At 38.9% G+C, this 22,031-nt stretch carries 25 protein-coding genes and 2 pseudogenes; 16 read left to right on the forward strand and 11 right to left on the reverse strand.

The features are described 5' to 3' along the window. The first annotated feature begins 154 nt into the window (after positions 1–154). Positions 155–1,573, forward strand: a complete 1,419-nt coding sequence (gene istA, locus CSV72_RS09825; RefSeq protein WP_233191221.1) for an IS21 family transposase — start codon at positions 155–157, stop codon at positions 1,571–1,573. Next, entirely contained in the window at positions 1,570–2,295 is a 726-nt protein-coding gene (gene istB / locus CSV72_RS09830; RefSeq protein ID WP_085428212.1) for an IS21-like element helper ATPase IstB, read from the forward strand. The genes istA and istB overlap by 4 nt, the downstream gene beginning before the upstream one ends. Positions 2,296–2,298: 3 nt before the next feature. On the opposite strand, the pseudogene tnpB reads toward istB, so the two are convergent. Together tnpB and CSV72_RS16750 are read right to left on the reverse strand one after the other, a co-directional pair. Beyond that, a pseudogene (gene tnpB / locus CSV72_RS17045) lies at positions 2,299–2,580 on the reverse strand (IS66 family insertion sequence element accessory protein TnpB). Continuing rightward, positions 2,577–2,816 (reverse strand): annotated as a pseudogene (locus CSV72_RS16750) (hypothetical protein); the annotation flags it as partial. The pseudogenes tnpB and CSV72_RS16750, both read right to left, overlap by 4 nt. A 205-nt stretch (positions 2,817–3,021) precedes the next feature. Here CSV72_RS16750 and CSV72_RS09840 point away from each other — a divergent pair. From CSV72_RS09840 to CSV72_RS09855, 4 genes are all read left to right on the forward strand, one after another. Beyond that, positions 3,022–3,387 carry a magnesium chelatase domain-containing protein gene (locus CSV72_RS09840; protein ID WP_158232189.1) on the forward strand — a complete coding sequence of 122 codons (366 nt, stop codon included), beginning with the start codon at positions 3,022–3,024 and terminating at the stop codon, positions 3,385–3,387. Between the two features lie 136 nt (positions 3,388–3,523). Continuing rightward, the gene (locus tag CSV72_RS09845) at positions 3,524–4,192 is read left to right on the forward strand and encodes an ATP-binding protein (protein ID WP_099678203.1); all 669 of its coding nucleotides are present in this window, start codon (positions 3,524–3,526) and stop codon (positions 4,190–4,192) included. Continuing rightward, the gene (locus CSV72_RS09850; RefSeq protein ID WP_158232190.1) at positions 4,189–4,548 is read left to right on the forward strand and encodes a magnesium chelatase subunit ChlI family protein; all 360 of its coding nucleotides are present in this window, start codon (positions 4,189–4,191) and stop codon (positions 4,546–4,548) included. Before CSV72_RS09845 ends, CSV72_RS09850 begins: the two co-directional genes overlap by 4 nt. Then, positions 4,532–5,122 (forward strand): transposase, encoded by a 591-nt coding sequence (locus CSV72_RS09855; protein ID WP_233191223.1) that lies wholly within the window; start codon positions 4,532–4,534, stop codon positions 5,120–5,122. The genes CSV72_RS09850 and CSV72_RS09855 overlap by 17 nt, the downstream gene beginning before the upstream one ends. Positions 5,123–5,419: 297 nt before the next feature. On the opposite strand, the gene CSV72_RS09860 is transcribed toward CSV72_RS09855, so the two are convergent. The 3 genes from CSV72_RS09860 to CSV72_RS09870 all read right to left on the reverse strand — a co-directional run bounded on the left by CSV72_RS09860 (position 5,420) and on the right by CSV72_RS09870 (position 7,070). After that, the gene (locus CSV72_RS09860; RefSeq protein WP_158232191.1) at positions 5,420–5,842 is read right to left on the reverse strand and encodes a conserved phage C-terminal domain-containing protein; all 423 of its coding nucleotides are present in this window, start codon (positions 5,840–5,842) and stop codon (positions 5,420–5,422) included. Between the two features lie 19 nt (positions 5,843–5,861). After that, positions 5,862–6,263, reverse strand: coding sequence for a hypothetical protein (locus CSV72_RS09865; RefSeq protein ID WP_099678206.1), 402 nt, complete (start codon positions 6,261–6,263; stop codon positions 5,862–5,864). A gap of 366 nt (positions 6,264–6,629) precedes the next feature. After that, positions 6,630–7,070: a hypothetical protein gene (locus CSV72_RS09870; protein WP_099678207.1), complete on the reverse strand. Its 441-nt coding sequence runs from the start codon at positions 7,068–7,070 to the stop codon at positions 6,630–6,632. Positions 7,071–7,466: 396 nt separating this feature from the next. Between CSV72_RS09870 and CSV72_RS09875 the strand changes: the two genes are divergently transcribed. The 4 genes from CSV72_RS09875 (at position 7,467) to CSV72_RS09890 (ending at position 9,696) form a co-directional block, all read left to right on the forward strand. Beyond that, on the forward strand, positions 7,467–7,733 hold the full coding sequence (locus tag CSV72_RS09875) for an excalibur calcium-binding domain-containing protein (protein ID WP_369802899.1): 267 nt from the start codon (positions 7,467–7,469) through the stop codon (positions 7,731–7,733). Positions 7,734–8,040: 307 nt separating this feature from the next. Further along, the gene (locus tag CSV72_RS09880; protein WP_099678209.1) at positions 8,041–8,376 is read left to right on the forward strand and encodes a hypothetical protein; all 336 of its coding nucleotides are present in this window, start codon (positions 8,041–8,043) and stop codon (positions 8,374–8,376) included. Between the two features lie 134 nt (positions 8,377–8,510). Beyond that, positions 8,511–8,969 carry a hypothetical protein gene (locus tag CSV72_RS09885; protein ID WP_099678210.1) on the forward strand — a complete coding sequence of 153 codons (459 nt, stop codon included), beginning with the start codon at positions 8,511–8,513 and terminating at the stop codon, positions 8,967–8,969. An 88-nt stretch (positions 8,970–9,057) separates the two neighbouring features. Beyond that, positions 9,058–9,696, forward strand: a complete 639-nt coding sequence (locus CSV72_RS09890) for a hypothetical protein (protein ID WP_099678211.1) — start codon at positions 9,058–9,060, stop codon at positions 9,694–9,696. 220 nt (positions 9,697–9,916) lie between these two features. Here the strand turns inward: CSV72_RS09890 and CSV72_RS09895 are convergent, their stop codons facing one another. Further along, entirely contained in the window at positions 9,917–10,726 is an 810-nt protein-coding gene (locus tag CSV72_RS09895; protein ID WP_099678212.1) for a DUF6574 domain-containing protein, read from the reverse strand. Positions 10,727–10,744: 18 nt separating this feature from the next. Next, positions 10,745–12,139, reverse strand: coding sequence for a TcaA 3rd/4th domain-containing protein (locus CSV72_RS09900; RefSeq protein WP_099678213.1), 1,395 nt, complete (start codon positions 12,137–12,139; stop codon positions 10,745–10,747). Between the two features lie 258 nt (positions 12,140–12,397). On the opposite strand from CSV72_RS09900, the gene CSV72_RS09905 reads away from it, so the two are divergent. The 5 genes from CSV72_RS09905 (at position 12,398) to CSV72_RS09925 (ending at position 18,247) form a co-directional block, all read left to right on the forward strand. Continuing rightward, the gene (locus CSV72_RS09905; RefSeq protein WP_099678214.1) at positions 12,398–13,525 is read left to right on the forward strand and encodes a hypothetical protein; all 1,128 of its coding nucleotides are present in this window, start codon (positions 12,398–12,400) and stop codon (positions 13,523–13,525) included. A 263-nt stretch (positions 13,526–13,788) separates the two neighbouring features. Beyond that, a complete protein-coding gene (locus tag CSV72_RS09910) occupies positions 13,789–14,715 on the forward strand; it encodes an LCP family glycopolymer transferase (protein ID WP_099678215.1) in 927 nt (308 codons plus the stop codon). Between the two features lie 237 nt (positions 14,716–14,952). Further along, positions 14,953–15,720: a hypothetical protein gene (locus tag CSV72_RS09915; protein WP_099678216.1), complete on the forward strand. Its 768-nt coding sequence runs from the start codon at positions 14,953–14,955 to the stop codon at positions 15,718–15,720. Positions 15,721–16,247: 527 nt separating this feature from the next. After that, complete coding sequence (locus CSV72_RS09920; RefSeq protein ID WP_099678217.1) at positions 16,248–16,874, forward strand: LysE family transporter; 627 nt, start codon at positions 16,248–16,250, stop codon at positions 16,872–16,874. Between the two features lie 140 nt (positions 16,875–17,014). Then, positions 17,015–18,247 (forward strand): MFS transporter, encoded by a 1,233-nt coding sequence (locus CSV72_RS09925; protein WP_099678218.1) that lies wholly within the window; start codon positions 17,015–17,017, stop codon positions 18,245–18,247. A gap of 69 nt (positions 18,248–18,316) precedes the next feature. On the opposite strand, the gene CSV72_RS09930 is transcribed toward CSV72_RS09925, so the two are convergent. After that, complete coding sequence (locus CSV72_RS09930; protein WP_099678219.1) at positions 18,317–18,592, reverse strand: YqhV family protein; 276 nt, start codon at positions 18,590–18,592, stop codon at positions 18,317–18,319. Between the two features lie 181 nt (positions 18,593–18,773). On the opposite strand from CSV72_RS09930, the gene CSV72_RS09935 reads away from it, so the two are divergent. After that, positions 18,774–18,947 carry a DUF2935 domain-containing protein gene (locus CSV72_RS09935; RefSeq protein WP_369802900.1) on the forward strand — a complete coding sequence of 58 codons (174 nt, stop codon included), beginning with the start codon at positions 18,774–18,776 and terminating at the stop codon, positions 18,945–18,947. 80 nt (positions 18,948–19,027) lie between these two features. Here CSV72_RS09935 and CSV72_RS09940 read toward each other — a convergent pair whose 3' ends face one another. The 3 genes from CSV72_RS09940 to CSV72_RS09950 all read right to left on the reverse strand — a co-directional run bounded on the left by CSV72_RS09940 (position 19,028) and on the right by CSV72_RS09950 (position 21,849). After that, entirely contained in the window at positions 19,028–19,249 is a 222-nt protein-coding gene (locus CSV72_RS09940; protein ID WP_099678220.1) for a hypothetical protein, read from the reverse strand. A 320-nt stretch (positions 19,250–19,569) separates the two neighbouring features. Further along, complete coding sequence (adhP, locus tag CSV72_RS09945) at positions 19,570–20,583, reverse strand: alcohol dehydrogenase AdhP (RefSeq protein ID WP_099678273.1); 1,014 nt, start codon at positions 20,581–20,583, stop codon at positions 19,570–19,572. A 636-nt stretch (positions 20,584–21,219) separates the two neighbouring features. Further along, a complete protein-coding gene (locus CSV72_RS09950; RefSeq protein WP_099678221.1) occupies positions 21,220–21,849 on the reverse strand; it encodes a TetR/AcrR family transcriptional regulator in 630 nt (209 codons plus the stop codon). Positions 21,850–22,031 lie beyond the last annotated feature (182 nt).

Consider the following 22,031-nt stretch of genomic DNA (forward strand, 5'->3'; position numbering starts at 1 on the left):
GTTTGAAAGGAATAAGTACATAACGCTGCAATTGTAAAATAATAAAAAAAGGCTTGCCAGCCTTCCAAAATTTCTCTACTGTATTGGTGTCGAATCAAATCAGTGGAGGTTGAGAGGAATGCTGGCAATGCCTGAAATCAATTGTATCAAATTAATGAGGAATCAGAAATCATTATCTATAAATCACATAGCAAAAACGTTACATCTTAATTGGAGAACTGTTAAAAAGTATGCGGATGAAGACCAACTGCCTCAAGAGAAAGTGTTGAAAAGATCCGGTATGATGTACGAAGAAAAATGGGGAGAAATTGTTAGTGATTGGCTTTGGGAAGATCAAAAGCTAAAGAGAAAGAAACGGAGAACAAACCAAGGGATCTTTACTGGGCTACAAGCTCTAGGATTCAAAGGTTCCTATCGGACCGTATCGTACTTTATTAAAGAGTGGCGAGAAAGTAGAGAGGATATTGAAGATGAAACTACAGATAAAAACTATGAGCGTCTTATACATCCGCCTGCAGAAGCGCAGTTAGATTTCGGGTTAATGGAAGCTGTACAAGATGGTAAGTATCGTGATATTCACTGTTTAATTATGACCCTACCGTTCAGTAATGATGCCTATTCAATTCCGTTGCCATCAGAAAATCAAGAATGTCTTCTCTATGGACTCAAGAGAATATTTCAGCAGCTAGGTGGCGTACCAAGAAAAATCCGAATCGACAACATGGTAACCGCTGTCACTAAACCAAGAAATAAACACGAAGAAACTGTGTTTGCAAATGAATTCTTACAGTTTGCGAATCATTACGGATTCGAACCTCAAGCCTGTAATCCGTATTCAGGACACGAGAAAGGAAATGTAGAAAATAAAGTTGGCTATGTTCGATATAACTTCATCACGCCCGCACCAGTTATAGAGAACTTGGAACATCTGACGAACTTATTGCAGCAAAAGCATACAAAAGATCGAGAACGAATTCATTATGAGAAGAAAATCTCGATACAAAAACTTTTGGAGGAAGAATTTGAATACTTATTGGCTCTACCAGATGAAGAATTCCCCGTGTTTAAAGAGAGTAAGGTTCAGTCTAATAAGTATGGTGAAATCACTTTAGATAAAGTGAGAGTCTATATTCCAAGAGGAAATAACTATCCATCCTTATCTATTGTGAAGTATTGGGACCGATTCAAAGTACTATCTCCTCACGGAGAGATTCTATATGAAGACAACCGTCCTTACATGCATAAGAATCGTGAGATTCCCTGGCAATCAATCTTAAAATCTTGGTTAAGTAAACCGCGTGCAGTAAGCTATTCACGGTTCTCTCCGTATCTTCCAGGTCGTATCTATGAATACATCAATATCTCAAATCTGACGATTCGTAAAGAACGTTTACATTGGTTAATAGCGCTATTAGCAACTCATAATATGAACCAAATCAATGATGAATTCTACGACCTCTTGAGTGGCCAATCTGAAGTCTTAAAAGAACCTGAAGAGCATCCTTATGATGTTAATTGGAGTATGTATGATCAGTTACAAAGTACGTCACAGATTGAAGGTGAAACTCCATGACTTCTAATCTGAAAAGTATTTGTAAAACATTACGCTTGGCTTATGTGAATGAGATTTACGAAGATATCCCTTTCGAGAATCCTACTCAATTTTTAGATGAGTTGTTTCAAAAGGAACTTCAATTCCGGGAGGAAGCAAAATCAGAACGCTTAATAAAGAAAGCTAAATTTACTCAGAAGAAGTCACTTTCTTCATTTCAATGGAATGAACAAATTCATTTTCCAGCACACATTGATAGTGAGGAACTATGTAAGATAGACTTTATCGGTCGTAGAGAGAACTTGATATTAACTGGAGCACCAGGTACAGGGAAAACACATCTCGCAACTGGCATAGGTTATGAGGCTTGTAAGCGTGGATTAGAAGTACGCTTTTACAGAGTTTCTGATCTCGCTGAATCATTGGAAAAAGCATGGCGCGACGGCAAATTAGCGCAGTTTAGAGGTCGATTCAAAAGTGTGGATTTAATTATTTTAGATGAGATGGGATACGTACCCTTCAACAAAGAAGGAGCTGAGCTCCTTTTCCAACTTATTTCAGATTGGTACGAACAGAAAAGCTTGATTATCACGTCAAACCTGGAGTTTAGTCAATGGAATCGTGTATTTAGTGATTCTAGACTAACTGCCGCATTAGTAGATCGTGTGATCCATCATGCTCACATTTTGAATTTCACTGGAGATAGTTTCAGAGTTACAAACGCTTTATCGCGACAAAGATAAAAACTAAATTGAAGGCTGGCAAGCTTGTGTATTTTTCATTGCAAACTTATGCACTTTCTTCTTGCAAAACACAAGCCTTCGGTAATAGAGCCAGAATCCATTGTGATCCCAGAATAGAATCTTGAGTTTGTCTCTCTTTCGATTACAGAAGACAAAAAGCGCTTTGGAAAAAGGATCAAGTTAGAACAGCTCTTGGACAATGACAGCTAGTCCGTCAATCGACTTCCGAAGATCTGTCGGACCAGCAGCCAGATAGACGCGCCCAACGGCGCGACCATTCATCATATCTGACGTAGCGTCCGGATAACTTGAAGTAACAGAGTTTCATCATAGCCACTCGTCACCTCGATATCCACATGACTTACTTTCAAGGAAATCGAGTTCTCTATCGATTCTTCCACTACGCAGGAGACCCAACTGGTCTCCTTAAGTTCGGTATGATTAACTGGTGACTGCTTCCTTAGCCAATACTTCATATTGTGAACGGCAACCTTTGCGGTTTCACACCATTCAGAAAGTGCTAGTCCACTGTTTTAATATTCATCGATTTTTGCAGACCAGTATGCTTCTTTTTCTTTTCTTTTCAAATAAATACCTCCCAAAATATGTTCTATGGGAGGAGTATCTCACGTATCTGCTTCTATTAATATGTGTTCACTATTTGACACTTACATACTCAGTACAATCATATCTAGCAAAGAAGGTGAAGAGATTGCGTAGACTGTGATGAGTATTGGGCTGCAGGGGTTAAAAGGGGAACGGGTCCGTGTGGAGGCCGATATACGTGTTGATAAGGAACAGTGTGTAATTATCGGGTTGCCGGATGTGAGTAACAAGGAATCGAAAGAGCGTATTTTAAGTTGTTTGCACCATTTGGATTTTGATATGACGATGAAGAAGATTACGATTCATTTATCACCTGTGGATATACGGAAGAGTGGGACGGGTTTTGATGGTGCGATGTTGCTTGCTGCTATTCAGGAGCTGACGGTTCAGCCTTTGCTGAAAGATGATTCCATCCGCGTGATTATGTCACTATCGCTGCATGGCGAGTTGGTTCCGTTCCATGGCTTGTTGCCTGCAATCCAGTAAGCGTTGACGTTAGGCTTCAAACGGATCTTTTTCCGCCAGTGGATGTGTCGTTTCTTGACTTTGCGCAAGATGTGGATTGATTCCGCTTCCGACAGTGGAAGCGTTGCTTGAGCATCTTCGAGGATAGTCTACGCTCTTGTTTGAGGGCTTTCTTTCTCCTGTTATTATAGAACAGGCACCTACTCACGAGCAGCCAGAGACGGATTTTTCTTCGATCCGTGTCCAGCAGCAGGCGAAGCGCGCATTGGAAATTGCGGCGGCAGGGGGACATCATACGTTATTGATCGGTCCGCCGGGGTACGGTAAGAGTATGTTGGCCAGTGCATTTTCTTCTATTATGTCTGACTTGGCACAGGAAGAGGCGCTTGAAGTGTATAGCTTGTATCATCTTGCGCGGGAAAAGCAGGGGATGACTTTACGTCCGCCGTATCGTCAACCACATCATTCCGCTTCTGCTATTTCATTTATTGGTGGGGGTACTTATCCGAAGCCTGGAGAGATTTCTTTGGCGCACCGCGTAATACTGTTTCTTGATGAGCTGGGTGAATTTTCAAGAAAGACCTTGGATATGTTGCGGCAGCCGATGGAGTCTGGAGAAGTGACGATTAGTCGGGTCAAGCAGACTGTGAGTTATCCGGCATCGTTTACTTTGATTGCTGCAACGAATCCTTGTCCATGTGGTTATTATGGTTCCCATGAACGATACTGTACATGTTCTTCGAAACAGGTGACGAACTACCAACTGAAAGTATCTGGTCCGATTTTAGAAAGATTGGATTTTGTGTTGTCTTTGCAGAGCAGTTGATTGAAAGAGAAACTACTTCCGAAAGCTCTATAGATATTCGAAAACGCATAGGGAAAGCGCGCGAACTTCAACGTGTGCGATACGGAAATGATCTACGCAATGGCACGGTTTCATTTCAACAACTGGAGAAGACTGCCAGATTTGCGGCTGAGCAGTTGAATATAATTGGTGATGTCTGTTTCGAACGGAAATGGAGTAATCGGACACAGGTCAAACTCATTCGGATCGCCCGCACAATATCGGACTTGCAAGGAAGGCCGGATATTTCGATGGAAGCTTTGGAAGAGGCGATTGAGTGGAAACAGCTGCCTACTGGCTTGAAGTCGATAGGAGGTGAAAGTGCTGTCCAAACGTAAACCAAATTGGCGTCCGAATGTCTATTTTCATGTCGTGATGCGTGGCAATAACCGTCAGAATATTTTCTCGTGTGAAGAGGACATGTATCACCTAATGCGCTGTATCAGCCATGCGGCGGAGCGCTATCGTTTCGCGTTAATTGCTTTTTGCATCATGATCAATCATTTTCATTTACTCATACGATCGGAAGATGACTTGTCCCACATCATGCGGCAGATCAACCGGAGATATAGCGACTATTATTCGAAGCGCTATCGCCATGTCGGACGCATTTACCAAAGTCTCTATTTTGCCAAAGAAGTCGATACTCCACAAGCCCTCCTCGCAGTCAGCCGCTATATTCACCGCAATCCAATTGAAACGAAGATTCCTATGGTTTATCGCCTCACTGATTATCCATTCAGCTCTTTTCCATCCTATAGTTTGGATACTGAATCTTCATTGACCTTTATAGATACGCATTCCATTCTTCGGTACTTGCCGCCACCTTTTGAGAAAACTCGTTCCGGCTACGTTACTTACTGTTTGCTTAAGATAGACGAACTTCTCGGTATGGAAGAGTATATGGATTGAGTAAGCGTACTTATATCCTATTGTCGAGTACGAGGTGTTTAGTTAGGTTACCTGTCCCCACACAACTTCCACACAATTCGAGTAGTTAAAAAGGGGAAATAGAAGAGAAAAGTATAACTATTTGCGATCCACCTACAAACAACTGTAAGGCTTCAATCAAATAATACATATAAAACGCAGCACCTCCTTGGTACAATCAGTGTATCAATTTTAGGAGTTACTTTTACAAGTCTCAAGAAAAGTTAAAGATTGTCCGCTTCACACTTCAATATTAAAAAAATGATGCACTGGCTACTCTTAAAAAGAAGTCTTTGATTCCACCAGTTCACTATTTATCGCATACTCATCACCCCTGTTGAAATCGAGCACGGGTGCAACGAGTAGGCGTCTTTTCGATGTCTTTGGCGTGACCAGTTCATTGACGTAGTTTTCAAAGTTCGTTGCGTTAAACAACGTAGATGGGCGCAGGAATGCGCTGAATTCATGACGGTTCAACCACTGCTTGGTCTTTAGATCGATGACACGGATAAAGTCTTCTTGCGTGTAGCCTTCTTTGATTCGACCGTTGATGAATTTACGGGTAGCAGCGGATTGAGGTTTAAAATGTTTTCCGGTTTTGTCATTTAGGTACTGAATCACAGAATGTGCGACGTCGAGATTCTTCTCGACAATGGGTTTATTCTTTATATTCTTAAGTTCTTTGGTTATAGGCCGTCCCAAAGTGGGATACGCCACCGTTTCAATGTGAGTTGGCAGTCGTCTCATGTTGGGATGGTGCCGCGTCCACTATTGGGTCAGACGGTATGTCATTTGGCTTATAGGAAGATGGTAGCTTTTCATAATCGATTCGATACCATTTCGTGTTATCGATTTTCATCTTGTTGTGCTTTGAAGTGGAAATCAGATATCCCTTTTGTTCCAAGTCGTACGTAATACGTTTGATCGTGTTGAGCGACCAAAATGGAAACTCTTCTATCCAGTCGTCGTATGTATTGAACACCCATTTATGACCATCCCGTATATTTTTTGAGATGTTCAAGCGGTAGTGAAGTTGCTGTAGGAATAGCGCGGCGTTTAATCCAACTTTTATTGCCAATGATGGTAATAATGGAATCGGCTCTTCGTTAATTAATAATTTCATATCGTTGTCCCCCTAGAGATAAGTGTTATTGGAGTACTCGTTTTGTACTCCTCATACTTCATATAGAGAGTTTTCTTGAAAAGGATACAGGTTTTTTGAAATAGGTACCAGGTCCCCACACGTTTAGATACAATCTATTCGTTATTTGCCGTTTACATTTCAAAACTAGTGAAAGCTGCCAGGTTATAAAACAACTACGAATTCAATGAGCACCTAGTACTTATCATGAGAAAAGGATCAACCATTTCGATATGGTTGATCCTTTTTAATATAATAGGAATTCATAAAGTCTTGGACTGTGGATCAGTAATGATAGGGATACTTCATACCTACACTTTGGCGCATTTGATTACGGCTAGCTGTCTATTAATTTTTAGCAGGCCATGGAACCCAATCTAGTTGGTAATTTACTCTGTTTTTTATTCCAAGATTCACCAACTTGAACCTGTATTCATCCCGTTGTGAGAATTTAGGGGAATCAAAATCAGTTGTACCATTTTTATTTGCTATAACCGTTTTAATTATCTGCCAGTTTTTACTACCGTATGGTCTCTTCTCTATGTATAGCATGAATGACCCACCTGCTGTACTATTTGCCTTGATTGAACCAGTGAGAATATAGATATTTTTAACGTTACTTCCATAAGTCTTCTTATAACTTTGTGTTTCAACGTAATTAGTAAAATAGCCACTTTTGTATTCAATGAACATAGCTTCTGTTTCCTTAGGTGCAACCAAACCTCCGATACCACTAATTATGACGGCAAACGCAATAATCATAAGCCAATTTCTTGTCATTGTTTTCATTAGACATTCTCCTTTTCCTAATTTTTTTGTTCTCGTACTAGTCTAATAGTTTAAATATTTAATATAAGGTTCAATAGTCCTTTAGAGCTTTAGTAGGAATTCTCTTAAAAGGTACCAGGTTCCCACACAATTGGGGAAAAAGGGTTACCAGACAATTATATTAATGGGAGTATCCAGATTAATAAGAAACGATATTTATATTCGCTTGTAGGAAATTCAATTTCACCAAATATATCTATACTAATATCTAGCAACTTGGTATTATTATGATAGCCAGTTTCTGCCAGCTAAGTGATTAAGGGAATAGTTACTGAAGTAAGAGTTAAGGCTCGTAACTGGAGCTGGTGATTTATCCATAGTGGGTGTAAAAATATGAGTGGTAAAAGAGGAGAATGAATGATGAACAAGTTATCGAAGAAAGTTTTACCCGCACTATTAGCATGCAGTATCGTTTTACTACCAGTCCAATCAACCGAAGCGGCAGCAGCGAAGTTTAAGAATTGTACGCAGTTGAATAAAGTATATCCGGGTGGAGTTGCAATGAATGCTACCGTGAAGAATAAAGGGGGTGAGACTAAGCTAAAGCCCGCGATTTCAGCTAGTGTCTATAACTCACATAAGGGCCTTGATCGTGATAAAGATGGTATTGCTTGCGAGAGATAAAGTAGAATAGCTACTTCGAAAGGGTTCCAGGTTCCCACACAATTAGGTGAAATAGAGATTCTGCTTGTTTTACAGTGGGATATGTTTATAGAGAAAAAGCCTTCCAATCATGAACATGATTTTGGAGACTTTTGAAATGTGCCGAGACCTAGTACCTGTAATACAACCGTTGGCACCTGAAAAAGGTATTAGATTCCTATACAATTATTATCAGTATAGACCAAACTAGATTAAAATGTAATCAAATAAGAGATCACGTAAGAAAATATAACTTCTGGTTGTATTATGTAGGTAAGGAGGGATAATTATGAACCATAAAAGCACAGGTATAAGAATTGAAAACAGCAAAGATGTTCTACTTTCTAATAACTATATTCAAGGTTTTGATATAGGGGTAGATATTTTAAATTCAAGTGATATAAAAGTTGTTAACTCCGTTATGGAAACTTTGGACTTTAATGACCCAAATAAATTTATTAAATCATTAAATTCTAATCCCCGTATTGAAAATGAATTAAATCAGGCAAAGCAGGGAAATACAAAATCAATAGCATTTTTGAAATCTATTAGTGAAAAAATTGTTGTTGAAACAGTAGCAATTAGTTATAAAGCTTGGTTATTAGCTCATGGTATTGACATTTAAAATCTTAAAAAACTGTACCTATTGTGTTTAAGAACCAGGTATCAGGCCCCACACAATTCAATTGAAATGCTTATCCTCTAGATACAACAAGTTGGGACCAAGATGTTTATTGACTATAAGAGGAGGAGAACCTCATGAAAGTTATGATAGATACAAATATTTATGATTGCTTAATAGTTGATGAAGAGGTCTTGAGTTTAGTTAGAAGCCTAATAGGTGAAGAGATTATTGAGATATTAACGACACATATCCAGATAGATGAAGTTAATAATGTTAATGATATAACTATGAGGAATAATTTACTCACAGTACCAACTAACGAAATTAAAACAAGAATATTAGTTATTGGGCATTCCCGCATAGGTAAATCAAAAATTGGAATTGGAAAAGAGAATGGCATTAAATTTATTTCTATCCATAAAGACAACCCAAAACATATTAATGATGCCATTATTGCAGTTACAGCCAATGCTAATGCGGACATTCTTGTCACTGAAGATAAAAAACTGAAACAGAAAGTACAAGCACAATCTTCAAAATTACAAGTATGGAATTATAAAGAATTTAAAGAACATATAATCCATTATAGATGACCCTTTCCATAGATGATACCAGGACCCGATCCAATTAAGTCTTAGAATTCATTTAGTAAACTTTCTTACACTAAGGGGCTGAAAAGGAATGCTCATTAATCAAAAATTATCTACGCTGTATGAAGAGTGGCGAAAGGAGTATCCCGGTCACTTTGTTGGCGGCGGAATTGTCAATGAGGAATGGTATGAATCGTGTGAAACAAAGGTATTGTATCTACTCAAAGAAGTGAATGATGAAAAGCAAAATGGAAATTGGTCGCTTGTTTACTTTATTCGTAAACAGATTGAAGAATTGAAGTTCTATCGTACGATGGTAATTCTAGGTTTATGGAGTTCCAGTATGCAGCAAGGGTTTCCTTCGTATAATTCCATACTCGAGCGGAAAGAAAAGAACATTGCAGAGGGTTTATCGAGCCTAGCTATAACCAATCTGAAGAAGAGTGGTGGCAAGGGAAGCAGTAATATGGCTGATGTTAAGTCTTATGCTATAGTGTCAAAAGAGTTGTGGATTAAGGAAATTGAATTGATCAATCCAGATATTGTGTTGTGCTGTGGGACGTTCTCAATCGTTAGAGAAATACTAGACTTTCAGACTGAGGTATGTGAATCAGGTGCGCTCTATGGAGATGCTTTCGGCACTCGTTTTGTTGAGTTCACCCATCCGATGTACCGTATTAGTCCGAAAATTAATTATGCATACTTTAAGGAAACTATGAAATCGTGTTAGAGGGAATCTGGATGGATCTGGGATAGATTTGATTTTGTGTTGTCCCTACATTTGACCCAGTAAAGATTAATAGGATTAACTCCTAGTTTAGGAAAGAAGATAGAATTCACTTATCTACCTAACTTATAGTAGCTAACAAAAAAATCTTCTATCCAGTTATCTGGGTAGAAGATTTTTTACGTATAGTGAATAAACAATCAAAATCATATAGCGGTTGCAATCAAATATAATCTAACATATCTCCAATAGTAGAATCCATGATGAATACGCCGATGATCGCTCCTATAATAGCCGTTACGATCAAATAGAATATAAATGCGTAAAAACCATCTATTCCTTTTGTCTTGATTTGTAGTTGTTTGATCATGACATATAGAGGGATTAGACCGACGGCTAGACAAATACCTATATACACACTGAAGCTTGCAATTAGATTTGATCCTAAGATACTCAACAAAATCCCCACGGCTGATAAGGTGATGGGTAATGCAAAGTAGCTGCCGATTTTACTGAGTATGTTTTTAAACGTTAGTGTATCAGAGAATAGTTTGGATGTAACATATATGGATACTAAACTTACGCCAATCAATATGGCTAAAAAGATAATACTGTACAATAAGATTTGGATAAATGAGGGAGTAGCGATGCTGAAGGCGCTTGCTCCAATAGTGCTATTCAATAATGAGTAAACCGAGATAGCAGTTAAGACCATGTATACGATTAGGCTAGTGAGATGATTTTTTTGATTGGCTACTTCATGTGCATTAGTAGATGGTGATTTTAGTTGCTGGACAAAGTACGTGAAATAGGCTTTGGAATGCTCTTTTAATTGATCCAATTGCTCGTTACTTTGAACAGTTACTTCTGTAGAGGGAGAAGGCTGTTGGATATTTGCATGATTAGGCGGTGTAAAAGAATTTGGCGTTTCTGGATTGGCTGTTGCTGCTACTTCCGTTTCCAATGGGCCGCCACATTTCCCGCAGAAATTCCCGCCGGCTTGTGTATTGTTGCATACTGTACAAATTTTCATTGTGAAAACCTCTTTTCATTAATAGACAGTCTTTTTTGTATCTAGATCTACTATCGCATCAAAATAATAGTCATCGCCTACTTTGGAAATTGAATATTTCTTTTTCCGCTCATAGAAAACCTTTTGTTCCTTATCAGATACAAAATCAAACGTTTCAAGAGAGTGGAGTTCGAACTGCGTATCAGAAATGGTCTTGAAAGCAGTAATATCGTTTAATAGAAAGTCGTAATTATACCCTGGTATATTCCGATGATCATAGACGAACTTAGCATAGTCTTGTTTGATTTTAGTTCCGTCTTTAAAATAATTTTGTATGTAATCGAAGTCGGCATAATAGATACTATTGGCATAATCGTCACGGAAGTTCTTGTATATATTTTTAACTGTTTCTTCATTATTTTTAAGCTCTTGTTGTTTTTCTACATATTGAAAAGGCAAGTATATACTAGTACTATCCCCGGCTACTGTTTCAGATGTATGAGCTTTACCTTCTTTGTCTGTGAAGACCGCGTGAATCTTGAGAGTAGGATCAAGTTGCACGGGATAGATTTTTTGTAACTCAGCAATCGTCTTCTTAGTCGATTGATCATTGATGTATACGATCGCATCCTCGATATCTGAAGATAATTCTATCGCTGTGAAATTCCAGTCTGGAACAATTAGCTGTTTACTATCTTCATGTCCATTCAAGTCATACGTGTTACTGCCTGAAAGAGGTAGTGGTCCATCCGCGTACTCATAAGTCCATGTATATTCTCCTGGAAGATAGTCTCCTAAAACAATGATTTCATCATCTTGCTGACTAGTTACCTCTTGCTTGTCAAACGTCAGTTTTATGTTTTTGTAGGGGACTTCAATTGAAACTTCAGTAGGTATGATCGTAAATTCAGCATCTTGATATAAACCAAATACTTTAGGTTTAGGATTGACGGAGATGAATTCGCCATTATGATAAATAAGATCGGTTGGCTGCTTAGTTTTGACGTGTTCTGCTTCGATCATCAGTTGGTTGCGTAAATCGGTCCAGCCATATTCATTTACAATAGAATAAAAGTTTTCAGGACTTGCGACGGTTCCTTTCTTAAGAGCAAACTGCTGGAGTAAGGCTGGTTTATCTTGGCTGTTATACGCTTCGTTCATCGCCTGCACTTTCTTTACAGGGTCATACACACTGCTCAATATCAAGTGAGCGACAATGAGTAGAAGGATAGCTAAGCCTGCGATCGTTCCCCCAATCTTTTGCTTTTTACTCATTTTCTTTGCTGGTACTTGGACCGGTTGGAAAGATGTACTATGTAGGTTGGTGGCTGGCGAACTAGAAGAATTCTTTTCGTCGCCAAACGGTGTGCCGCAGTTTTCGCAGAATGTGGACGTTTCATCGCTCTTTTGGCCGCATTCGGTACAAAACTTCATTTGATTCACTCCTTTGTATTGGTCCTATGAATTATACATGAAAAATTCATTAGTAGGTATAAATAATGGATAAGTGGAAATTTTAAAGGACCTGAGTCTTATATAACTATAATTAAATGCAAGAGAGGAAAAGGAAATTACTAATTCAGTTAAATTCAGGAATTTTTTTAATCTTTCCGTATTACTACTTCTTATTTATAGAGGTATATGCTTTAATTAGGTATATATATGCAGAGGTAAGATGAAAGGAAAGTGGCTATGGTACATTGTGAAAACTGCGGAACTGTTGCAAACGGTGAAGCTTTTTGTGAAAACTGTGGAGCTAAATTACCGAGTGTTTCATCCCAAATGGATAGAAGTACGGAGAATGCATCCAATAAAACAAAAAAGCGACCATACATATTTTTACTTGTTGGTAGTGCAATCGTCATTTTGGTAGCAGTATACTTTGTATTCGGAATGAACAAAGATGAACCACCGCTTGAAGCTGTGGCCGCTCCGGTAGTCAAAGAAGAAAAAGAAGAGTCAAATGTTGTTGTACGTGATGAGTCGACGGCTACTCTGCTTTATCAAGACGTAGATATACTCGAGAATATGAGAAATGGCGATATGCTTTCGGTATACCATCTAGGTAGTACGAGGGAAGAACTACTAGACATGCTTGGAGCAGCTAATGTGGAGTATGTTAGGGAAGGTGAAGATCGCATGGATTATGAGGATGCTACCTACAGTCGTGTACCTGGCTATCATCGTATCCATTCAGCGCTTCTACTATTGGATTCAAAATCTACAGCAGATCTTGAAGATGTCCGTGCCGTGCTCAAGGAGAAAAGTGATCAATTGTCTGTAGATAGCGGACAGGAAGATAGTTCGTATTATATATCGTATGGCACTGAAGATTCCACGTTGACTTTTTATTCAGAAGCGGAAAAGGATCAACCTATCTATAAAGTTATCGCTTTTAATCAATCTATCCATTCTAGTGCTTCGAAGACGATGGAAGAAGAACCATTAATACATCCAGGTGAGATAGAACCTATTATCTTAGATATTAGAAAAGAGTATCATTGGATTAATGACCATATATCTTCGATGGATGAAGCAGTTTTTTCAAATACCATGATTAATTATAGTGATAGCGATGGAGTTATACGGAAAACAATAGATCGTTCTTCTGAAGGTACTGTCGAGTACTACTATACTGGAAATGGAGAAGTATTTTTCATTTTCCAATATGAGGGCGATAAAGAACAACGATTTTATTTCGATGGTGATCAGATGATTAGGTGGATCGATTTAAATAAAGTGACAATTGATTATGATGCTGGACAAGGAAATAGTGAATATAAGGATTGGGAGAAACTATGGGTTACTCGTGCTTATTGATAGGGATATCATAGAATGTGCCAGGTCCGCACACAATTATATATGTATAGTACAGCCACCAATTAAACTGAGACAATAAAAAGCAAGCCGAGCAATCAGATAAAAGAATTTTTATATTTATACATCCATTTCAAAACATCCTCACAATCAAAATAAAATTAGCAGGGCAAAAAGTAGTGTGATATTATAGAATATAATAGATTGTGTCATACATACTATAAATTTGTAAATTACATACTCTGTAGAATATAGGGATTTAGGGGATGAATGGATTGGCAAGAAAGAAAAAAAGTAAATTAAAGTGGTTATGGATTACACTCATAACGATCGCAATTCTCGTAGTGGCTGGCGGGATTTATTTATTCACTGTGTATGGCTCTGTTAAATCTACTGTGAATAAAGATACTCATGAATCTGTTAAAGCTATTGACACAGAAGTCACAAAAGAAAAAGTGGCCAAGCGTGATTCTTTGAATGTCTTGTTAATGGGAGTGGACGAGCGCGCAGGAGATAAAGGCCGGTCGGATACGATGATTGTTATGACATTAGATGCGGACAATTCAAGAGCGCAAATGGTAAGTATTCCTCGTGATACTTTGACAGAAATTGTCGGAAAAGGTGTAAAGGATAAGATCAATCATGCGTACGCATTTGGCGGCAGTGAAATGTCTGTTGATACGGTTGAAAAGTTTTTAGATATTGACTTGGATTATTATGTGCGGGTGAATATGGAAGGGTTAGAGGATTTAGTAGATGCGGTTGACGGTATTACCATTCATAATAATTTTGAGTTTACTGAAGGTGGACGAACCTTTAAAGAGGGCGAGGTCACGCTTAATGGTAAAGAAGCTCTTTCGTATGTACGTATGCGTAAAAACGATCCGGAAGGCGACGTAGGTCGTAATGAAAGACAGAGAAAAGTGATCCAAGCCGTTATTGACAAGGGAGTCAATGTCAAGTCTGTCACTAGAATCAATAAATTAATCGGTATACTTGGGAAAAACGTAGTAACAAACTTGGATTTTGACGAAATTCAAGAATTATATAAAAATTATAAAAACGTACGACGTGATATATCAACGTATCAAATAACAGGTGAGAATAAAGTGATTAATGACATTTGGTATTTGTTGGTACCAGATGAAGAGAAAACTAAGACGACTGAAATGATTCGAGAGTATGGCGGCTAAAATACTTTGCGATGCTTTACTTGTTTTGTACCAATAGGTGTCTACCAGCGATACAATTCGCTGGTAGACATTTTTTTATTACCTAAGTGAACCACAATCAAAGGATTCAACTTAAATTATAGCAAGAACGCCAAGTCGTACATTACAAAAAAAATCCTCAATATACCAATTGTTGTTCCCTATCTATTAAGCAATCTGATAAACTTATATAAAATATATCAAGTGAAGGGGTTCTTTATGAAGAAGAAATTATTCATTTTATTATCTGTAGTAATAGCACTTATTATCGTTAGTGGCAGCTATCTTCTTTATATCTTTCAATTCAAAGAATACGATGTGGCAGATGATCAGATAGATAATATTTTAGAAGATCCGTACGATGTAGTATTGCCAAAAGGAACAAAGCTCGTGATGGATCAAACAGAGGGTAAACTTAGTAAAGTACATCCTGTATTAGAAGAAGAGGACTGGGAGGGTGGGCAGTCAGACGAAGGGACCACATCAAGTTCTGATGATGATACTGAATTATTGAGTGTTACACTATCAGGAGACAATGCCGATCACAGTAGTATCGACAGACCTTCATCGATATCGACGTGGCAAGATGACGAGGTATCGAATGATGATGCAAATAGCCAAAAGTCGACTGTTAAAGCAACTGTTGCCGAAATTAAAAAGAAATACGAACCGGTATTCACGAATTTTCATGAACAAGTGGATGACAAACACAATTCCGTGATCGACCGCGTGAAAGATGAATACAGTATAAAAAAAGAAGCAGAGAAGAGTTTCAGTTATGCCTATATGTATAGCAAATATATGGGGGTAGCAGACACCTTTGAAGCCAAGACGGATTTTATGTTTAATGGAATAATAGAATCTTTGGAGAAAGATTTGGAAGCTAATGGCTACAGTAATGCATATTCGAAAAGCTTTCGGGATGAATATGAAAAGGGTAAGAAAGTACGCCGTGATGAGATTTTTAATGAAGCTATGGGACGTTGAATATAATAGAACGGCTATTTGGGGAATGTAGTTTTCCTGAATAGTCGTTTTATTGTGGTACCAGGTCCCCACACAATTTAATCATTCCAAATAAAAGCATTGTTAATATCGTGAAGATGCAATAATTCGGAGTGAGATGAATACAACTAATGCTACTACACTGGCCTTGTCTGTTAGTTTTAGAACTCGACTGAGCACCATGATGATCCAGTAGTAATCTACCAGTTTGCGATAGACTCCGTTGAGTAGGGGCCGCATTCACTGGCTGCCTATTGCACATTTGATTGCGCTACTCATCTATATGAAGTAGTTATTATTTAATCCATTTGAAGACGTGACGGGGTTCCCGTGCATTTCTCATGATGAACATTAAATAGTAGAGATCCTTTTATAAAATCTACTTGGCTAGACTGAGCTGCTGATATTCGTAGTACTTAAAAAAACATTCTGAAATCTCTCCTGAAAAGTCCTATACGTCAATATTTTCGAATAAAATGCAAGGACTGCATTTCAGAGGGGGTAGATTTGTGAATTCACTGTTTGTATATATATTCTTGGGAGCATCCTTAGCTGCGCCAATTGGTCCTGTTAAAACCGTTCTGTTAAATACGGGATTAAAAAGAGGATTTTTTCATGCTTGGGCTTTTAGTTTTGGTTCCGTGATAACGGATATTATGTATATGTTCCTCGTGTACTTTGGCGTTGGACAATTTATTGAATATCCTTTAATTAAGATCATTCTCTGGTCGTTCGGGTGTTTTGTTCTTATGTACACAGGTATAGAAAATTTGCTGACTTTGAATAAGATTGAAACGGGTTGGAAATTCGGTAAAAGAGTCAGACTAAGAACAACCATGCTGACCGGCTTTTTGATGTCATTGTTGAATCCGTTGACTATTATTTTTTGGTTAGGTATATACGGTTCCATTCTTGCAAAAACAGCTAGTGGCTCAACGGAACATCAAATCATTATAAACAGTCTGGCGATTTTGTCGGGAATTATGATTGTGGATTTGATTATGGCCATTTTATCCAGTGGGGCACGCAAGCTCTTATCCGATCGGCTTTTAATAATCGTTTCCATTATTTCTTCTATATCTATGATCGGTTTTGGAATTTACTTCGGGATCGAGGCTTATCAAGCGTTATTTTAACTAATCTTCGCTGGGATGTTTTCGTATGGTATTTTACATATAATGTTAGCAACGATAATGAAATAACTAGTCAAGTATAAAAAAAATCGTTAGGAAATCATACCTTTAATCTGTAGAGCAAAATATGATGAGGTGTGGTAATGGAAAAAGGTGCTGACAAAGTTAGTGTATGGTGCATTGTAAGTCTAGCCTCAATTCCTCTTATTATGACGCTGGGGAATTCCATGCTCATACCCGTACTACCCTTATTGGAAGACAAAGTGGGAATTACATCGTTCCAATCGAGTATGATCATTACCAGTTATTCGGTGGCGGCTATTTTCCTTATACCAGTAGCGGGATACTTGTCGGACCGCTTCGGACGGAAGATGGTGATATTGCCAAGTTTGGTCTTTGCATTGATCGGGGGTCTCATTGCAGGATTTGCTTCGTGGAAGATGGATGACCCGTATACGATGATTATTATCGGCCGGGTATTACAAGGTATGGGAGCGGCTGGTGCTATGCCAATCGTTTTACCGCTTGTAGGGGATTTATATAAAGATGATGGCGAGAAAAGCAGTAATTGTTTAGGGATTATTGAAACGTCGAACACGTTTGGTAAAGTATTAGCTCCTATTTTAGGTTCAGTATTTGCTGCTGTATTATGGTTCCTGCCGTTCTTCTCTATTTCCGTACTTAGTGTCATTTCTTTTGTATTGATCTTTTTCTTTGTTAAAGTGCCGAAAGAGAAGGATGAACCAGTAAAGTTTAAGGTGTTTATAAAGAACACGAAGAAAATATTTGCGTCAGAAGGTAAATGGTTATATACCGTCTTTCTCAATGGAGTACTCGTCATGCTAGTATTATTCAGTATGTTGTTTTTTCTCTCAGAAAATCTTGAAAAAACACATGATATTATGGGGATCAAAAAAGGATTTGTTTTAGCTATTCCGCTATTATTCCTCTGCATTGCTTCCTATTTATCAGGTCGGAAAATTAAAGGGGATCTGAAAACGATAAAAAGGTTAATGATCATTTGCTTAATTGTCATGTCAGCCAGTGTCGTTTTCGTTGGCTTAACAAGCAAAAAGTTGGTTTTCTTGTTAATCGTGACGACTATAGTGGGAGTAGCCATTGGTGCCTTATTGCCTGCATTGGATGCAATTATAACGGAAAATATTGAAAAAGAGCTGCGAGGCACTGTTTCCTCATTTTATAGTTCAGCAAGATTTATTGGAGTAGCAGCAGGCCCGCCTTTGATGTCAATTGCGATGAAAGATTTTCTCCTCGGCAGTTATATCATTGCCGCTGTACTGGGAGTCATTTTGACTGTTATGGTTTTTAAGTTCATTAATATCGAGGAAATTGAAGAATCGAATGCAAAAAACTAAAATGGACCCGACAGTCATGTTGAACTGTCAGGTCCATTTCTATTTCCGAATATGTATGGAATGAAGAATTCATTTGGACTTTAAACTAAACAGAATGAGGAAGATTCCTGCAAAAAGACAAATCATTCGTACTAAAGATATTTTTTCTGTGAGACCGTGCAAGGCTATTCCTGTCGTAACAATTAGTATAAAAGGGCCTACTAATGCAAGTAAAGAGTTAATATAAAACGCCTTTTCCAAGTCATTGAATTTAAACATGAGTGCAGCAGCTGTTATTTCTATACTTCCTGAAATGACTCGTAAGATGATAATGAAAAGTAGCGCTCTTTCTATTATCGCAACCACGTCCTCTAATTGTATTTATGCTCACTATATGCAGCACGTCCATGAGTTATTTAACCTTCGCTTCTATATACTGGTTGCGCGTGAAAGTCTATGTTTGTCTGGAATAACCATGGTGTATCTCTACCGTGAACACATACATAAAAGCAGCGGCTACACATAGTATGACTAGGGAATGAATGAATTGAAGAGTTTACAGGAAGAGATGGATTTGAAGAAAGAAACGCTAGGGACACTAACCCCCTTAATGGCAGATCACATGGCGCGTGAAGAAATATATTATTTAATGAAATTAGCTGAATCCACTGACATTCCATCACCAAAAGGCAATCCGACGAAATCACGTGTTGAGTCTTGAATGGGAGGAGGTACTAGGCCAGTACACTTAAATATGTACAACACAGCCGCCACTACTAAAGTGGCGGCTGCATTTAATCATCAGTGTTTACGATGATGAAACAGCCGGGACAGTCCTTTCAGAATGATCGCCAAGGCGAACAACACGATGATGGTCACGATAAACACAAATAGGACCAACAGCACCGCGTTTCCGATTGGCAATATGGCGGGGATAATCAAGAACAAGCCGAGCAAAGCATATCCGGCTATAAGCCCGAAGAAGAAAAGCCATTCTTTGCTTACTTTTTCACATTTCGACATAAACTTCACCTCCTTGCTGTACTATATGTAACCTCCAGCAAGGCGATGTAATGCAATACACACGGTTGTTGTAAATAAAAGAGTATTTATAGAGTAGTCTTTAACATCCTTCAATAAATAGCGGCCAAAGGTTACCTGGCTGAGTAGTAATAGAAGGAGTTTTGTGTTTTTCATTCTATTACCGGATAAGGATTTGCAACACAGGCTATTCTACCAACCGAATAAACCACAATAAACGAGGCTTCCAATCGATAATCTGATTGGAAGCCTCGTTCTGATGATCTGGATATGGAATTATGTTGTTACTGTTCTACTTGTTATCAATCAAACGTCAACACGATACGCCCATTGATCTGCCCTTTTTCCATCTTTTCAAGAACTGCATTCACATCAGAAAGGGGAGCCGTTTCAATCTGCGCCTTCACTTTACCACGCGCAGCAAAATCCAACGCTTCTTTCATATCGATTCGTGTTCCAACGATAGAACCTTTTACAGTAATACCGTTGAGAACCGTATTAAAGATAGGAATCGGTAAATCTTCGTGTGGAAGTCCAACAGCGACCAAAGTGCCACCACGTTTAACGGAACGATACGCTTGCTCAAATGGTACTTGAGCTACAGCTACGCTAATGGCCGCCTGTACGCCACCGACTTGTTTTTGAATCGCTTCGGCAGGATCTTCATTTTTGCCGTTCACTGTAATGTCAGCTCCGAGTTTCTTCGCAAGCTCTAATTTTTCATCCGCAATATCTACCGCCACTACATTGAACCCCATAGCCTTCGCATACTGTAGCGCTACATGGCCCAATCCACCGATGCCATAAATCGCGACCCAGTCACCTGGTTTTGCGCCGGAAACTTTTAACGCTTTATATGTTGTCACGCCTGCACATAGAATCGGTGCGGCTTCAACAGAGCTTAGGTTTTCAGGAATCTTCGCGACGTAATCCGCAGCTGCAAGGCAATACTCCGCATATCCGCCGTCCACTGAATAGCCACCATTTTCTTGACTATGGCACAATGTTTCTTTCCCTTCTAGACAATAATCACACTCACCACATGCAGAGTAGAGCCAAGGTATACCGACGCGGTCACCAATTTTTACGGACGTGACGTTCGGTCCAATAGCTTCTACAATTCCTACGCCTTCATGTCCTGGAATGAGAGGAAGTTTCGGTTTGACAGGCCAGTCACCGTTGATTGCGTGTAAGTCTGTATGACAAACGCCGCATGCTTCTAGTTTAACTAATGCCTGACCGGCTCCTGGTGTCGGTTTTGGTGTGTCTTCGATCTGCAACTTTGTCTGGAATTCTTTAACGATCGCTGCTTTCATTGTGGTCTGTTTTGTAGTACCTCTTGCGTTGCTCTTTTGTATTGCTGACTTCATGAATGATTCCTCCCTTTTCTCTTACGGACTATCTATATGTTGGGGGATGGGGGATTAGTACATATGTGGAGACGGGGGACACTGGGGGACACGGTGCCAGGTCCCCACACAATTCGGTTGTGGATGCATTCGTTCCTACAGTCAGGACACGGTACCAGGTCTCCACACAATTCGGTTGGGGATGTATTCGTTCCTACAGTCAGGACACGGTGCCAGGTCCTCACACAATTCGGTTGTGGATGATTCGTTCCTCCAGTCAGGACACGGTGCCAGGTCCCGACGCAATTCGGTTGTGGATGCATTCGTTCCTCCAGTCAGGACACGGTGCCAGGTCCCGACACAATTCGGTTGTGGATGCATTCGTTCCTCCAGTCAGGACACGGTGCCAGGTCCCCACACAATTCGGTTGGTGATGTATTCGTTCCTACAGTAAAAACACCTTCTCCCAAAACAGGTAGAAGGTGTTTGAATTTACTAAAGTTGAAACCGAATGCTTTCGTGTAGTTTCTGTTGTACATGGAAGAAGCAATCGATCTTTACGGTGAAATAACAAGCGATGGGTAAAGGGAGTCTGATATGTTATCACGCTCTCTTAATAGAATTACTATCACATTTTAATCCATCTAACACTACGGAAGTAATACTGTGAATTTCTACTACAGGATCCAGACGTTCTCTAAATATGATCCAGTCATAGATCGTTCCCCGCATGCAGCGTGTGACGAGCATTGAAATCTCATCGACCGAAAGCTCTCGTTTAAACTCTTTTCGTTCTACTCCTTCTTCTACATAAGAGCGAATGATTTGATACAATTGGCGATTTTGGTTAGTTAAATAGTGATCGTCATTTATCGTTAATGCCAGTGCACTTGTGTAAATCGTATGAATGAAATCTTTTCCTAAGACATCCCTCAAATACGTCATTTGACCTTTATAGAAAAGAAGAATCTTTTCTGAAGCCTTGAGATCAGCGGGAATGCTCGGAATGAATGATAGGTAAAATTCATCGATATCTTTAAACTTTTCCAAAAAGACATCATATTTCGAATTAAAATGGACGTAGAATGCTCCTTTGGAAACATTACATGCTTTTGCAATACTTTCTACCGTTACATTATCGAAACCTCTTTCATGGAAAAGCTCTAAGCCTTTTTCTAGGAGGTTTTTCTTGGTCTCTTGCGCTTTTAATTGTCGGGGTGTAAGTTCTGTCATGTTCTGTTCCTCCTCTACCATGTTTGTTAACAGGATACCATGTTCACGAATTTATTTAAAATTTTTAGAAAACGGGTTGACTGTTTGGATATTTTTAGATATTATTGAGTGACTGTAGTATGTGACTACGGTATGCGAAAGAAATTATTGCTAAATGAAAAGTAGTTTAACGTTTACAAACT

This window comes from Sporosarcina sp. P20a (assembly GCF_002743175.1).
In the GTDB taxonomy this organism is placed as follows: domain Bacteria; phylum Bacillota; class Bacilli; order Bacillales_A; family Planococcaceae; genus Sporosarcina.